Source organism: Mycolicibacterium sp. HS_4_1 (genome assembly GCF_054515875.1).
The window spans coordinates 653,056-667,861 of sequence record NZ_CM137261.1; the positions used below are offsets into that span (position 1 = coordinate 653,056).

The following is a 14,806-nucleotide window of genomic DNA, read 5'->3' on the forward strand; positions in this document are numbered from 1 at the left end:
CCCATGCCCCCGCGGTTGGTACTGGTGGCGCTGGCGACGCTGGTGGTGGCAGGCTGCGCCAGCACCGAGGCGGGGACGGCCGAAGGCGCTCACGCACCCGCCGCGGTCGATGTGAATCTCCTTGGTAGCGGTAACTTCCCGGTGACGCCCACGGCGCCGCTGGGTCTGGCGGGAGCGCCGCTGATCGGTGCCCAGATCGACGCCCGCCGGATGGCGGACAACGTCGTCGGTCCCTGGGAGGTCGATCCGCAGATGGTGGTACCGGGGCTGTCACGGGCCGTCGTCATCACCGATGCCGCGGCACTCGGCACGGTCATACCGGCCGGGGTGGCCGACACAGTGAAGGCGCACCACCTGCTCTATGGCTTTGCATCCGATCGGCTGGACCCCGAGCAGTGGCGGTTGATGAACGCCGTCCTGCGCTTCCCCGACGCGGCTGCGGCCGCCGCGGCCGCCGCTGACCTGGCCGCCGCGGTTGCGGGGCTGGCGCCGGCGGTGGATCACCCGGTACCCATCCCCGGACATCCCGAGGCCCGGGCGACCACGTACAGCTACACCGCGAGCGTCAGCCCCGATCAGCCGGTGACGATGTACTCGTTCACCCCGCACGGCCAGTACGTGCTGGGCCAGCTCGTCTACGCGCCACAGCAGGACAGTGCCGTGGCGGCGATTGCCGCGACGCTGGACGCGCAGGTGCCGCGGATCGATCAGTTCGTACCGACCGATCCGGCGCAGTTCGCATCCCTCGCCATGGATCCGACCGGCCTGCTGTCGCACACGATGTCGCCGCCCACCTACCCGGACCCGCCGAGCACTCGCCCGCTCAGCGCCAAGGCCGGTACCTATCTACCGCGGGCCGCGCTGCAGTTCCAGGATGATCCCGTCGACACCGCGCCGCTTTTCGCGGCAGCGGGACTGCACTCGATGACCTACAACCACACCACCGTCTACCAGGTGCGCGATGCGGCGGCAGCGGCCAAACTCGTGAACGATCTTGCCGACCTCACCGCGCGCGTCGAGGTGGCGGCGCATCCGGTGAATGCCGTCGACTTCCTGCGGGGAAGCCGCTGCGTGCAATCCGAGGTCGATCCGACGATGACCAACGGTTCGGTCTTCTATTGCTTTGCCGCGCTGAACAATTCCGTCATCTCCGTGCACAACGCGAGTGACACCGGCGCACGGCAGGAGACGGCCGCGCAATACAAGATGCTGCTGGCTCCCTAACCGACCTCATGCGCTAGTCGGCCAGGGACATCTCGTCGGCGGTCCACCGTACGGCCGTCACCTCGGGTGCCTTGATGACATCGGCGAGGGCGGCTTCGATCTGGTGGTCGTCGCGTTCGTCGGCGATGACGGTGGCGGCGATCCGGACGCCCTGGTCGTCGGGCAGGTCGGTGGCGGCGATGGACTGCACCGTGAGGTTGGGGCGCGAGATGGCGTCGAACACCAGTCCGCGGATCCGGGTCTCCGCGCTGGTCGGGCACCGCACCTCGAACCGGTATTCGGCGGACGTCTTCTCGGTGCCGGGGCCCTGATGGCGGTCCAGGGTGCGCCCGATGGGCCGCAGGACGACGTTGGCCGCGATGACGGCACCCGCGCCGATCGCCGCGGGCACCAGCATGCCTCCGCCGGCGAGCGCTCCGACCGCCGCGGCAGCCCAGAGCGTGGCCGCGGTGTTGAGACCGGAGATGGTGGCACCCTGCTTCATGATGACGCCGGCGCCGAGAAAGCCGATGCCGGAGGCCACTTGGGCGGCCACCCGGGTCGGGTCGGCATGCACTCCGGTGAACGAGTACCCACCCATGACGACGAACAGGGTCGAGCCGAGGCTGACGAGCGCGGCCGTGCGCAGCCCGGCATTACGGGAACGCCATTGCCGCTCCATGCCGATGGCGGCGCCCAGGGCCAGGCCGGCCCCGATCCGCAAGCCGATCTCGAGCGTGTCGATCATGTTGTGCTCCTGATGTTTTCACCCGTCTCGGGGCAATGGTTGCCCGGACTCGGCTGCGACACCGGCTGCGCCTGCCTTACCCGCAGCGTCGGTGGGTAAGGGCGGATCGTAGGGACACAGTTCGAACGGTGGGTGAACGGCGGATTTCGCGTCTGGTCGGGCGGTTCAGTGGCCGGGCATGGTCTTTCCGATGGCGGCGCCTGCCGTGGCATCGGTGCTCTGGTACTTGGTCACCGCGGTGCGCAGTGAGTCGGCGAACCCGGTGACTGCCTTGCCCATGTTCTGGCAGTCGGTGTTCAGTTGCGGGCCCACGCGTTGGCACGCGGCACCGGTGGCGAGTCCGGGCATGCCCGCAGCGGCCGAATTCAGGGGCTCGCCCGGCGTGAGAGCGCCGATGGCCGAACCGCACGACGTCATGGTGCCCGCCGCGGCAGTCAGGGCCTGTGGTTCGACGCGCAACTCTGGTGCCATGTTCTCCAGCCTAAGTGCGGTGCCCGGTGGCGACCGACGCCGATTGACGGCGACGTTCGAGCGCGCCTGCGCCCGGGCCGTCCTAAAGTCGGGACCATGCGCTTCGGACTGTTCATCCCGCAAGGTTGGCGACTCGATCTGGTGGGCATCGCCCCACAGGATCAATGGCAGGTGATGCGTGACCTCGCCGCGTATGCCGACGGTGGCCCGTGGGATTCGCTGTGGGTCTACGACCACTTCCACACCGTGCCGATGCCGACCGCGGAGGCCACGCATGAAGCGTGGACGTTGATGGCGGCCTACGCGGCGACGACGTCGCGGATCAAGCTGGGCCAGATGTGCACCGCGATCAGCTACCGCAACCCCGCGTATCTGGCGAAGGTCGCCGCGACCACCGACATCATCTCCGGCGGCCGGGTGCAGATGGGTATCGGCGGCGGCTGGTACGAACACGAGTGGCGCGCTTACGGTTACGGCTTTCCGTCGGCCGGCGTGCGGCTGGCGCGGCTCGATGAGGGCGTGCAGATCATGCGCACCGCGTGGCGCGACGGAGTGGTGAGCTTCGACGGCAAGCAGTACCAGGTTGACGGTGCCATCGTGCAGCCGAAACCGTTGCAGGCGGACGGTATTCCGCTGTGGATCGCGGGTGGCGGTGAGAAGGTGACGCTGAAGATCGCCGCCAAGTACGCGCAGTACACCAACTTCACGTCCGAGCCCGTCGGCTTCTCGCACAAATCGGAAGTGCTGCAACAGCATTGCCGCGAAGTCGGTACCGACTACGCCGGCATCGTCCGCTCGGCGAACTTCAACGTGGTGATCGGGGAGTCCGAGGCCGACGTCGCGGCCCGCATCGCGCGCATCCGGGAGCGTCAGGTCGCCGTCGCGCACGAGGCTGCCGTCGATGCGATGCTGGCGAGCATGTCGTCGGCCGAGTCGGACTGTGGCACAGCGGAACAGGTTGTGGAGCGGCTCCGGAAGATGAAGGACTTGGGGTGCGAGTACGCGATCATCTACTTCCCGGAAGCCGCGTACGACAGGTCGAGCATCGAGGCCTTCGAGCGCGAGGTCATCCCCGCGCTCAGTGACTAGGGCGTGTCTGACAAAAGTTTCAGGTGTGGTGCCTGAGACTTGAGGAATGTCGCGGTTCCAATTGCTCTCCGATGCCCAGTGGTCGTTGATCGAGGATCTGCTTCCGGTTCGAACGGGTAAGCGGGGCAGACCTTTCCAGGATGCTCGGTCGATGGTTGAGGGCATCATCTACCGGTACCGGTGTGGCATTGCCTGGCGTGACGTGCCGCAGGTGTTCGGTCCGTGGCAGTCGATCTGGACGTGGCACCGGCGGATGAGCGCCGACGGTACCTGGGATGCGGTGTTGGCCCGGTTGCTGGCGGCCGCTGATGAGGCCGGGATGATCGATTGGGCGGTGGCGGTCGATTCCACGATCGCTCGCGCGCATCAGCACGCCACGAACCTCACCCGTGACACAGGGGGCTGGGTCGAATTACACGAATCTGGCGATCGAGCCGCCTGACCACGGTATTGGCCGCTCCCGCGGTGGGTTAACCAGCAAGATTCACCATCTGGTCGACGGTCGCGGGCGGCCGTTGGTGGTGCTCGTGGGCGCCGGTCAATCCCACGATGGCCCGGTGTTCGAGCATTTGCTCGCCCATCTGCGAGTCGACCGCCCCGGCGGCGGACGGCCCCGCACCCGCCCCGATCGCGTCCGCGCAGACAAGGCCTATTCGAGTCGAGCCACCCGGACCTTGCTGCGGCGACGCCGGATCGGCGCGGTGATCCCGGAACCTTCCGATCAGGTCGCCAACCGGAAACGACGGGGCTGCCGTGGCGGCCGGCCCCCGGCCTTCGACGCCCAAGATTACAAGGGCCGCAACGTCGTTGAACGCAACTTCAATGACGTCAAGCAATGGCGCGGACTGGCCACCCGCTACGACAAGCTCGCCATCGTCTACCGCGCCGCAGCAGTCCTGAGAGCGGTCACCCTGTGGCTACCCCATTTGTCAGACACGCCCTAGCCGGCATGGACGGGTTTCTGGTCGACGCACCGCCGCTGCGGCCGCCGGTGTGGGTTGAGCAGTTCTGGGGGTGGTCTCGGGCGGCCGGCTCCCGATTTCGTGATGTGCGTATCCGCATCTTGATTACTTGCATTAACGAATTTCACGGCAATCGTAATGGTTGCTGTGAATTGCGCTATTTCTGATATTGCCGCGTGCGGTACCCGTAGCGTCCAGGCCAGTGCGAGGAAATGCTTGAAACCGTGCCCGGGGGCAATCTCTGAGGAGCGAACGGAAATGAGCCTATTTGCGCCAGAAGTAGTCGGACCGCTCAGCGCTTGCAGTACAACAGTGGAAGTTCGCGGCAATATCGCTGGAGCCACTATCGAGATCATCGTCAATGGCAACGCTGTGGGTTCGCATGTCTCGACCGTCTCCGATAGTGCCTATCCCGTGGGCGTTGCATTGCAGGCCAATCAGACGGTTACTGCGCGTCAGACATTCAATGGAGACTCCAGCCCGGCCAGCCTCCCGGTTGTCGTGCAGGGCGTCCCGTCGCAGTTGAGCGCGCTGACCTTGCAGACCCATCTGCACGGCTGCGGTCGGGCGGTCTGGGCCACCGGCGCGCTGCCGGGAGCGAATGTGCAAGCGCTCGTAGGCAATCAGGCTGCAGGGTCAGCGATTTCAGCCAATGGCAACGTCGATATCGTCTACGACCCGACAGTGTTCGTCGGGCAAAGCCTGACGCTCCGGCAGGACGCCTGCAACGGCGTGACGGCGTCGCAGGTGACACCCCCGGCGACCGCTGCGCCGGTGCCGTTGTTGCCGCCGCAAATTCAGCAACCACTGATCGAGTGTCAGAACAGCCTGTCCCTCGCAGGCGTTGTGGATGGCGCCTATGTCGAGGTATACCGGAACAACAGCGCCACGCCTGAAGAAACTGTGCCTTACGCTCTTTCGCAAGGCCCTATCTGGATCAATCCGCTGGTCATCAATGACGTGATCAGGGTGCGGCAAGGTTTTAGCTGCAAAGAACCCGGCCCGCCGTTGGAAACGGCATCGGGGTTCGCGTCGGCCGTCGTGCAATCGGTCGGCAAACTCAACGCGCCTACCTTTCTCGCGACTGCCTGTCCCGGCACCACCCATGTGGCTCTCGGCAATTTGATCCCTGGCGTTCGGGTAGTGATCTCGGAGAACGGTCAGCAGCTCGGAGAAACCGATGCCCCGGACGTCACCTACACGTTCACCACGCCACCGCTGTCGGCGGGGGCAACGCTTGAAGCACACATGGAATTGTGCGGCGGTAAGAAGGGGCCGTCGGCAAAATCGAAGGTCGCCAGCCAGCCGCAATCGCCGGACAGCCTCCAGGTGAGCGACCTCTATGCGTGTGCAGCGTATGTCTATGTCGAGGTGCAGTCGATTCCTGGCAATTTTCTGGTGTTCATGACCAATCAAAATGGCCAACACATCAGCGGTTACTACAACATGATCGGTAAGGGCCAGATCGCTGCGCTGATTCCGGTCAGTCCCGCGTTGATTGCAGGGGAGCAGGTCACTGTCAATCTTCAAGGGTGTGGCGGCAATTGGATGAAATACGGTCCCTTCCCCGTGTATCCCGGTCCGGTTCCGCAACCTAGTTTTGTGCAGCCCGTCGACGCCGGTTACAACTACTGCTTCGTTGATTCGAAAGCTGCCGGCGCGCTCATCGACGTCTACACCGCCGGAAATCAATGGCTGGGCTCGGCGATTTCGGTTGGTAACCTCGAAGCCACGCCTGTCCCGCTGTCGGCGACGTTGCAAGTGGGTCAACAGTTGTCCTGTACGCAGACCATGTGCGGTCAGCACGGGGATCCCACGCCGCCGGTCACCGTCACGAAGAGGTACCCGGTGGCGCCGATTCTGCTGCAGCCGCCAAATGGCGCGCATAACGTTGGTTTGCAGCCGACGTTCGTCTGGAAGGACCCAGCCGCCGGAACGCCCCAGAGTGCCGATTCGTTCCATATCCAGGCCATGCCCGGTTCAGTTGTCAGCCAGACCGTGACGACGACCAGTTACACGCCCCCGCCGCTCAATGAGGCGACGACATATCAGTGGCAAGTCACTGCGGTCAACAGTGGCGGGCAGGCGACGTCGAACACGTTCGACTTCCAAACCAAATTGCCTCCGATAGGGGATCTACATCTCGTGCCACCGGTAGCGAGCGTCCCACCCGGATTTCCGCGGGGCGTCGAGATGGACATGTTCATCGAGGTGCTCAACAGCGGCAGTGCGACGTCGCCGCCTTTTGCGGTCGACTGGTACGTGCTCGACCACACGAACTCGTTTACCGCTCCGCACATCTTGGATTATGTCCACATCCCGTCACCGAGCGGACTGCCTGCGGGGCAAGGCGACTACGCGCACCGGACCGGTGGCCTCGATACAGTCGGCACCCTGTTCGTGTGGGTGAAGCTCCTCGTCAACAATCAGGTGATCGACTCGACTTACGTCGTCGTGTAGCGCGGCGGGGCTCGGCTCCGGCCGTTACTGCCAGGTGTCTGGTCCCGGTCGGGAAGATGAACGGCTGGTAGCGCAAAGGTGCAACCTCGGTGATCATTGCGCCATGTTGCCGACGACGCGCGAAACCGGACGCCGAGCCGTTCCGGTGCCGATCCCCTCACATGCCACTGCCACCCGGCGCACGGTGCGCCCCGGTGTCGTGAGCGGCCGGTCGCGGGTCGATACCCGGCCCCGGCCCGCGCACCGCGCCGACCTCGCGCAATCGCGCCTGTTCACGGCGCTGCTACTGGACGAGGTTGCCGATCTGGAAGATCAGATGACGTTGTTGGAGCGTCGATCCCGACGTGGGCAGAGCACCGGGGAACCGGGTTCGGGGCGGCCGTCCGACGCGCTGCTGGCGCTGCGTCGGCGGCTCCTGGAGGTGCAGCGGATGCTCGACGCACTGGCTCGGCGTTTCCCCAATGAGGGGGATTCGCTGCGCGTGATTTAAACCGCCAAAGGGTCGCCACGGGCTGTGCTGAGGCGGATAGTCAGAGCATGGAGAAGATCTCTTTGACCGCCCTGGCCCGTCAGCATCTGGACGCCGCGAAGAACGGCAACGGCGGGCGCAGCGCACACACGGTCTTCGGCGGCCACGAGCACGCGTTGCGGCAGACGCTGATCGCGCTCGCCGACGGCAACGAGTTGGCCGAACACGAGAGCCCCGGCGAGGCCACCCTTCAGGTGCTGCAGGGCCGGGTGCGGCTCGTCGCCGAACAGGCCAGCTGGGACGGGATGGCCGGCGACCACATCATCATCCCGTCCAGCCGGCACAGCCTGAAGGCGCTCGCCGACTCGGTGGTGCTGCTGACGGTCGTCAAACAGCCGGCGCGTTAGGCGGAATGAACGTCATCGCGCGCTCTGCGAGCGCGGTGATGCTAAATAGCGGGTCCTAGCAGGTCGTCGGCATCTTTGATGATGTAGCCGTAGCCCTGCTCGGCGAGAAAGCGCTGCCGGTGTGCGGCGTACTCGGCGTCGAGGCTGTCGCGCGAGACCACCGAGTAGAACACCGCGCCGCCGCCATCGGCCTTGGGGCGCAGCAGCCGACCCAGGCGCTGAGCCTCCTCCTGCCGCGACCCGAACGTCCCCGAAACCTGAACGGCCACAGAGGCTTCCGGAAGGTCGATGGAGAAGTTGGCCACCTTCGACACCACCAGCGTGCGGATCTCACCCGACCGGAACTGGTCGAACAGCGCCTCGCGTTCGGCGTTCTTGGTGGAGCCCTGGATCACCGGGGCGTCCAGCTCCTGGCCGAGTTCTTCCAGCTGATCCAGGTAGGCGCCGATCACCAGGGTCGGCTCATCGGGATGCCGGGCCAGGATCGACTTCACCACCGCGATCTTGGTGTGCGCCGTCGAGCAGAGCTTGTAGCGCTCCTCGGGCTCGGCGGTCGCGTACGTCATGCGCTCGTTCTCGGTCATGGTGACCCGGACCTCGACGCACTCGGCCGGCGCGATCCAACCCTGTGCCTCGATGTCCTTCCACGGGGCGTCGTACCGCTTCGGCCCGATCAGTGAGAACACGTCGCCCTCGCGGCCGTCTTCGCGAATCAGGGTGGCGGTCAAGCCGAGTCGCCGGCGGGACTGCAGGTCGGCCGTCATCCGGAACACCGGCGCGGGCAGCAGGTGCACCTCGTCGTAGATGATCAGGCCCCAGTCGCGGCTGTCGAACAGTTCCAGGTGCTTGTACTCGCCCTTGGTGCGGCGGGTGATGACCTGGTACGTCGCGATGGTGACGGGCCGGATCTCCTTGCGCTCGCCGGAGTATTCACCGATCTCTTCTTCGGTCAGTGAGGTGCGCGCGATCAGCTCGCGTTTCCACTGCCGGCCGGCGACGGTGTTGGTGACAAGGATCAGAGTCGTGGCCCCGGCCTTGGCCATGGCTGCCGCGCCGACCATCGTCTTGCCCGCGCCGCAGGGGAGCACCACGACGCCCGACCCGCCGGCCCAGAATGAGTCCGCGGCCAGCTCCTGGTAGTCGCGCAGCTTCCAGCTGTCCTGCTCCAGCGTGATCGGGTGTGCCTCACCGTTGACGTAGCCGGCCAAATCCTCTGCGGGCCAACCGATCTTCAGCAGCATCTGCTTGACGCGGCCGCGCTCAGACGGGTGGACGATGACGGTGTCGTCGTCGATCTGGGCGCCGAGCATCGGGGTGATCTTCTTGTTCCGCAGCACTTCGGCGAGCACCGCGCGGTCCAGGCTCACCAGCGTGAGCCCGTGCGCGGGATGCTTGACCAGCTGCAGCCGCCCGTACCGGCCCATGGTGTCGACGATGTCGACCAGCAGCGGCTGCGGCACCGCGTAGCGCGAGTGCGACACCAGCGCGTCGACCACCTGCTCGGCATCGTGGCCCGCGGCGCGCGCGTTCCACAGCGCCAGCGGCGTGATCCGGTAGGTGTGCACGTGCTCGGGCGCACGCTCCAGTTCGGCGAACGGTGCGATCGCCGCCCGCGCCGCCCCGGCCCGCTCGTGGTCGACCTCGAGCAGCACCGTCTTGTCCGACTGGACGATCAGGGGTCCGTCAGTCATGCGCCATCCACTCCATTACTTGCTCGCAGGCCATCCGGTCCATTATCCAGACGCAGTCGAGCGGTCCATTTCCACCGCAAGCGGGAGGTACCTCCAGCTCGTGGAGGAAACGCGGCCCCGGAACTCCCTATTCCGGCGCGACGACCGAGGTCACCCGGTGGATGGCGAACTCGCGGACCCGTCCGGCGGCCGGGTCGTAGGCGGTCAGCTGGCCGCCGCGCACGTTCACCGGCGACACCACGCGCTGGGTGGCCACTCCCGCGGCGTCGACGTAGCCGATCACCACCGATGACTGGGTCAGCGCGGCGTCGGTCAGCAACGAGATGGCGGCCGCCGGGTCCAGCCGCTCCCCGTTGCCGCCGCGGCCGGTCTGGCGCAGGACGGCGACGATCGCACCGAGCGTCTTCTCGTTCGGCGGCTGGGGGTGCCGGAAGGTGCGACGGTGAATGGGCGTGGACACCCGCGCCCCGAGCGGGCGCAAGTCGACGATGGTGCCCGACCAGTCCTCGGCGGCCGGGGCGAAGCCCGCGGTGCGCAGGCCCGCGAGCACGTCGGCGATCGGGGCGGGGGACACCGCGACAGTCGGGGCCAGCGCCCGCAGGCTCAGCTGCTCGAGCGTGGGGGAGGCCAGGGCCTGCGCCAGCAGGGCCGGGTCCTCGCATCGGATGAACGACGATGCCATGCCGACCCGCAACTGCCCGTGCCGGCGGGCCACGTCGTCGATCAGGTAGGTGAGTCCCTGCGGCACAGGTGTTTTGGAGTGCCGGGCGAACAGGGTGTGGATCTCGCTGGCGGTCCGGCCGGTGTCCAGGGCGCGCCGGATCGACTGCTCGCTGATGCGGTAAACCGTTGCCGCGCCCGCGGATTCGATGTCCGCGACGGCCGCCAGCTGGTCGGCGAGGTCGCGTTCCAGCGGCCCGGGGACGACGACCGTCAGGTCGGCCTGCAGCAGGAAATGATCGATCGGGTCGGGCAGGGCCGCCGCCATCGCGGCAGTGACCTCTTCTTCGGGCGCGCCCGCCAGCAGCAGCCGGATGGGCCCGGCGATGGCGCCGCGGCCGACCATGCCCAAAGCATGTGCCTCGGTGAGCAATTCGTCGGTGGGCTCCGGTTGCAGCCGGGCGGTCCAGCGCGGCCGGCGCCACAGCATCGCCGCCGAAGCGGTGGCGGTGTCCATGGTGCTACCCGGTGGCAGCTCGGCGAGCACCGTCAGCAGGAGTCGGCGGTCCAGCGGCGCGGCCGACGAATACAGCGCATTGGTCAGGGCGGCATAGGGTTTGCCGTCCGGGCCGCGCTTGCCGACCAGGCCGGGCCGGCACGGCAGGTCCAGCCAGGTGGTGGCCAGCAGATGCCAGCGTGTGGCGGCGCTCGATTCGATGAACCGGTCGGCGGCCACGGTCGGTGCCCAGTACGGGCCGTCGTCGTAGTCGTCGGAGTCCGGGATGCCCGACGCGATCAGCGTGGCCGACGCGCAAAGTTCCAGGATCAGCGACAGCCGCTGCTCGTCGATACCGGTGACCTTGGTCAGCCGCTTGGCGTCGCGGACGCCGAGACCGCCGCTACGTAGCTCGGGAACCGGTGTCGCCGAAAGGGTTTCGAGGACCAGCTCAACTTCCCGCAGCACGTCGATGGCTGAGCCGGCGGCCGCCGCGTCGACGTCGGCCTCCGCCAGAACCGGCGTCGACGGCACCGGCGGCGTCAACGTCGCCGGCCCCGGCGGCTGGCCCCGCAGCACGTGGGCGACCAGCCGCGGCAGGATCACCGTCTCGTCGTCGATGCGGCGCAGCAGGCCCATCGCGATCAACTGCGGCACCGGGCGGTCGGCGGGCGTACCGGGTGCCGCGTCCTTGGTTCGGCCTATCGGTGACCCGTCGGCCAGTCGCTCCAGCAGCTCCCGCTGTGCTGTGTCGATGCCGGCCAATTTCTCGGCGATGCCGTCGCCGTCCGGGTCTTCGACCGTGACCTGCCCCGGATACCAGGGCAGCACCGACGCCGCCTCCGACACCACTCGCACCGAGTCGCCGCCCCACACCAGGCCGCGGGTCCGCAGCTCATCGAGCGCCGAGGTGACGATCTTCTTGGTGGCGCGGCCGGCCAGCAGTTTGAACAGCGCGCCGGTCGGCACGGCGATGGAGGTGGCCTGCAGCGTCAGCAGGGCATCCAGCACCGCCAGCTGTAGAAAGTCGAGATCGTCGGTCGCGGCTTTGACCGATTGCCGGGACTGCGCCCGGGCCGCCAGCGCTGACAGGGTTGCCGGTGGCGGCTGGGTAAGGTCGGGGCGGGCGCGCAGCAGCTGCACCAGCTGCGCATCCGACATGTCGGCCAGCCAGGAGCCCAACGGCACACCCGGGGAATCGTCGATCATTGCTGACCAGCGTAAAGCAGCCTCCCGGCCTCGCCAGCGGCCGCAGCGCCTGCCACAATGTCTCCGTGGCTGAGAAGAAGAAGAACCAGTACGTCGACAACGGCTGGCCTGAGGTGTCCGGTGACGACCACGCCGTGAGTGAGCTGGCAACGGACCGTACCGGCGCGCTGTCGCCGTTCGGCGAATTGGAGTTCCCGCTGCCGGCCGAGACGCTGCCGTACACGCACCCGGTCACCGTCGTCAACAAATAGCCGTGGAGCTCTCGCACCTGGACGAATCGGGTGCGGCCCACATGGTGGACGTGTCCGCCAAGGACGCCACGCGGCGCACCGCCCTCGCGGCGGGCGTCCTGCGCACCCGCGCCGACGTCGTCGACCTCATCACCAGCGGCGGCCTACCCAAGGGTGACGCCCTCGCGACCGCTCGCGTGGCCGGCATCATGGCCGCCAAGCGCACCAGTGACCTGATCCCGCTGTGCCACCAGCTGGCGCTGACCAAGGTCGAGGTCGCGTTCGAGGCTGGCGCCGGCGGTGCCGATATCGGCATCACCGCGACCGTGCGCACCACCGACCGCACCGGCGTCGAGATGGAAGCGCTCACCGCCGTCAGTGTCGCCGCGCTGACGCTGTACGACATGATCAAGGCCGTCGACCCGGCCGCGCGCATCGACGACATCCGCGTGCTGCGCAAGGAGGGCGGCAAGACCGGACTCTGGGAGCGGTGATGAGCGCCTGCGCGAAGAACAGACGGAACTGATGAGCGCCTGCGCGAAGAAACAGACAGCCAACGTGGGCCGCACCGCCCGCGTCGTCATCGCCTCCACCCGCGCCGCCGCCGGTGTCTACGAGGACCGCACCGGCCCGTTGATCGTCGCTTGGCTCGCCGAGCGCGGATTCGACGTGCCCGCGCCAGTCGTCGTCACCGATGGGACGCCGGTAGGGGTCGAACTGCGCCGGGCCATCGCTGACGACGTGGATGTCGTCCTTACGTCAGGTGGCACCGGCATATCGCCGACCGACGCCACCCCGCAGGCCACCCTCGAGGTCTTGGACTACCAGATCCCGGGGCTGGCCGACGCGATCCGCCAATCCGGCCTGCCCCACGTCCCCACTTCGGTGCTGTCGCGTGGCGTGTGTGGCGTGGCCGGCCGGACCTTGATCGTCAACCTGCCGGGGTCATCCGGAGGAGTGAAGGACGGGCTGGGAGTGCTGGCCGGGGTGCTGGACCATGCGCTGGACCAGCTCAGTGGAAAGGACCATGCCGGGTGATCGTGCTGCGTGCCGACCTCAGTGAATCGTCGATCGATGTCGCCTCCCACGAGGCCCTGGTCGACCACAGCGCCGCGGGAGCGGTCGTGAGCTTCGCGGGCGTCGTGCGCAACCACGACGGCGGCCGTGGGGTGACCCGACTGGAGTACTCGGCGCACCCGTCGGCCGCTGAGGTACTGGCCGAGGTTGCTGCCGACGTCGCAGCCGCCTCCGAAGGCGTGCGAGCCATCGCCGTCAGCCACCGGATCGGCGTGCTCAACATCGGGGACGCCGCCCTCGTCGCGGCGGTATCGGCCGATCACCGCGCCGCGGCCTTCCGGACTTGCGCGCTCCTGGTCGACACCGTCAAGGAGCGGCTGCCGGTGTGGAAGCACCAGTTCTTCACCGACGGCACCGACGAGTGGGTCGGCTCCGCCTGACGTCCGCCGAGGTTTTGTGTTGAGCCTGTGATGGTGGCACGGGCTACTCGAACTTCTGCGCCCTGGAATCAGGGTCAACCGCAAAGAAAAGCGCCCCGGTCGATGACCGAGGCGCTTTTCTTCATACGTACTAGTTGGCCGGAGCCGGCGCGATGTCGGCAGCCGGGGCCGGGCCGGGCGCCGGAGCGTTCGGCGGAGCCTGCATGTCGCCGCCCGGCGTGCCGGTCCGCGTCGAGGCGACAGCGAGCAGGGCGTCGCGGCCGGAGATGTCCTTGTTCTGCACCGCGTGCCACAGCTCCCTGAGATAGCTCATGTTGGAGCTCTCGCCGGTATCGGTCGGCTCCATGGTCGAACCAGGGGGCAGGTTGGCGGGGCTGGCGAGGTGCGGCGTGCCGTCCGGCGGGGTCTGCAGCGCGGCGGGGGCAGCCGGGGCCGGAGCCGGGGCTGGGGCGTCAGCCGCCGGAGCCGGCGCGTCGACGACCGGGGCCGGGTCGGCCGGCAGGTCCTGCTTGGCGTGCAGCGCCCAGGCGCCGTTGTCGGCGGGAGCCTGGTTGGTGTCCCAGTTGGCGGCCTGGATCACGGGCGCCGGGGCCGGGGCGGGGGCATCCGGGGCGGGTGCGTCGACGACGGGGGCATCCGGAGCCGGGGCAGGAGCCTCGGGGGCGGGAGCGGGGGCTTCGGGTACGTCCAGGGCCGGCGCCTCGGGAGCGGGGACGTCGTTGGCGACGTTGACGATGGTCGGGGCGTCAGGAGCCGGTGCCGGTGCGTCCAGCGGAGCGGCGGCGTCTTGCACCGGAGCCGGATCGGCCGGGGCGTTGAGCTCGGTGTTGTCGATCGTGGGGGCGGGAGCCTTGACCGGGGTATTCACCGCATTGCGCGGGGTGGAGCCGGAGAGGCCGTGTCCGCACACCGGCCAGGCACCGCGGCCCTGGCTGGCCAGGACGCGCTCCGCGACAGCGATCTGTGCTTCCTTGCTGGCCATGTTCGCGGCCGGGGCGTACTCGCCACCGCCGTGGGCGCTCCAGGTGCTGGGCGAGAACTGCAGCCCGCCCTGGTAGCCGTTGCCGGTGTTGATGGCCCAGTTGCCGCCGGATTCGCAGCGGGCTACCTGGTCCCATTCGCCGTCGGTGGCGGCGGAGGCCTGAGCTGCGAGGGCGATGCTGCCGCCACCCAGGACCGCGCCGGTGAAGGCGATCTTGGCGACAGAGACGCTGGACGTGGTCGGTTTACGGTGGCGTCCACTCATAGAAAAAG

General features: G+C 67.8%; 15 protein-coding genes. 10 read left to right on the forward strand and 5 right to left on the reverse strand.

The genetic code is table 11. The features are described from left to right. Window positions 1–3 precede the first annotated feature (3 nt). Complete coding sequence (locus tag ACX12F_RS03030) at window positions 4–1,224, forward strand: DUF7373 family lipoprotein (protein WP_459368228.1); 1,221 nt, start codon at window positions 4–6, stop codon at window positions 1,222–1,224. A gap of 13 nt (window positions 1,225–1,237) precedes the next feature. On the opposite strand, the gene ACX12F_RS03035 is transcribed toward ACX12F_RS03030, so the two are convergent. Together ACX12F_RS03035 and ACX12F_RS03040 are read right to left on the reverse strand one after the other, a co-directional pair. Next, complete coding sequence (locus ACX12F_RS03035) at window positions 1,238–1,948, reverse strand: MgtC/SapB family protein (protein ID WP_459370225.1); 711 nt, start codon at window positions 1,946–1,948, stop codon at window positions 1,238–1,240. A 168-nt stretch (window positions 1,949–2,116) separates the two neighbouring features. Next, entirely contained in the window at window positions 2,117–2,422 is a 306-nt protein-coding gene (locus tag ACX12F_RS03040) for a type VII secretion target (protein ID WP_459368229.1), read from the reverse strand. A gap of 96 nt (window positions 2,423–2,518) precedes the next feature. Here ACX12F_RS03040 and ACX12F_RS03045 point away from each other — a divergent pair, with 96 nt between their 5' ends. From ACX12F_RS03045 to ACX12F_RS03065, 5 genes are all read left to right on the forward strand, one after another. Continuing rightward, entirely contained in the window at window positions 2,519–3,511 is a 993-nt protein-coding gene (locus tag ACX12F_RS03045; RefSeq protein WP_459368230.1) for an LLM class F420-dependent oxidoreductase, read from the forward strand. Window positions 3,512–3,557: 46 nt separating this feature from the next. After that, window positions 3,558–4,455, forward strand: a protein-coding gene (locus tag ACX12F_RS03050; protein ID WP_459366735.1) for an IS5 family transposase whose coding sequence is annotated in 2 segments (ribosomal slippage) — window positions 3,558–3,904 and window positions 3,903–4,455 — 900 coding nt in all. Because the reading frame shifts where the segments join, the coding sequence is not laid out codon by codon here. A gap of 330 nt (window positions 4,456–4,785) precedes the next feature. Further along, on the forward strand, window positions 4,786–6,933 hold the full coding sequence (locus ACX12F_RS03055; protein ID WP_459368231.1) for a hypothetical protein: 2,148 nt from the start codon (window positions 4,786–4,788) through the stop codon (window positions 6,931–6,933). Window positions 6,934–7,036: 103 nt separating this feature from the next. Continuing rightward, complete coding sequence (locus ACX12F_RS03060; RefSeq protein WP_459368232.1) at window positions 7,037–7,423, forward strand: hypothetical protein; 387 nt, start codon at window positions 7,037–7,039, stop codon at window positions 7,421–7,423. Window positions 7,424–7,470: 47 nt separating this feature from the next. After that, window positions 7,471–7,809: a cupin domain-containing protein gene (locus tag ACX12F_RS03065; RefSeq protein ID WP_459368233.1), complete on the forward strand. Its 339-nt coding sequence runs from the start codon at window positions 7,471–7,473 to the stop codon at window positions 7,807–7,809. Between the two features lie 41 nt (window positions 7,810–7,850). Here ACX12F_RS03065 and ACX12F_RS03070 read toward each other — a convergent pair whose 3' ends face one another. Both ACX12F_RS03070 and ACX12F_RS03075 read right to left on the reverse strand, forming a co-directional pair. Beyond that, window positions 7,851–9,500, reverse strand: coding sequence for a DNA repair helicase XPB (locus tag ACX12F_RS03070; protein ID WP_459368234.1), 1,650 nt, complete (start codon window positions 9,498–9,500; stop codon window positions 7,851–7,853). A 127-nt stretch (window positions 9,501–9,627) separates the two neighbouring features. After that, the gene (locus ACX12F_RS03075; protein ID WP_459368235.1) at window positions 9,628–11,865 is read right to left on the reverse strand and encodes a helicase-associated domain-containing protein; all 2,238 of its coding nucleotides are present in this window, start codon (window positions 11,863–11,865) and stop codon (window positions 9,628–9,630) included. Between the two features lie 65 nt (window positions 11,866–11,930). On the opposite strand from ACX12F_RS03075, the gene ACX12F_RS03080 reads away from it, so the two are divergent. The 4 genes from ACX12F_RS03080 to ACX12F_RS03095 are packed head-to-tail and all read left to right on the forward strand — an operon-like array spanning window position 11,931 to window position 13,552. Next, window positions 11,931–12,116 carry a hypothetical protein gene (locus tag ACX12F_RS03080; RefSeq protein WP_142239794.1) on the forward strand — a complete coding sequence of 62 codons (186 nt, stop codon included), beginning with the start codon at window positions 11,931–11,933 and terminating at the stop codon, window positions 12,114–12,116. 41 nt (window positions 12,117–12,157) lie between these two features. Further along, window positions 12,158–12,589 carry a cyclic pyranopterin monophosphate synthase MoaC gene (gene moaC / locus ACX12F_RS03085; RefSeq protein ID WP_459370226.1) on the forward strand — a complete coding sequence of 144 codons (432 nt, stop codon included), beginning with the start codon at window positions 12,158–12,160 and terminating at the stop codon, window positions 12,587–12,589. A 31-nt stretch (window positions 12,590–12,620) separates the two neighbouring features. Further along, window positions 12,621–13,133: a MogA/MoaB family molybdenum cofactor biosynthesis protein gene (locus tag ACX12F_RS03090; protein ID WP_459368236.1), complete on the forward strand. Its 513-nt coding sequence runs from the start codon at window positions 12,621–12,623 to the stop codon at window positions 13,131–13,133. Then, a complete protein-coding gene (locus tag ACX12F_RS03095) occupies window positions 13,130–13,552 on the forward strand; it encodes a molybdenum cofactor biosynthesis protein MoaE (protein WP_459368237.1) in 423 nt (140 codons plus the stop codon). Before ACX12F_RS03090 ends, ACX12F_RS03095 begins: the two co-directional genes overlap by 4 nt. A gap of 130 nt (window positions 13,553–13,682) precedes the next feature. On the opposite strand, the gene ACX12F_RS03100 is transcribed toward ACX12F_RS03095, so the two are convergent. After that, complete coding sequence (locus ACX12F_RS03100; protein ID WP_459368238.1) at window positions 13,683–14,798, reverse strand: transglycosylase family protein; 1,116 nt, start codon at window positions 14,796–14,798, stop codon at window positions 13,683–13,685. Window positions 14,799–14,806 lie beyond the last annotated feature (8 nt).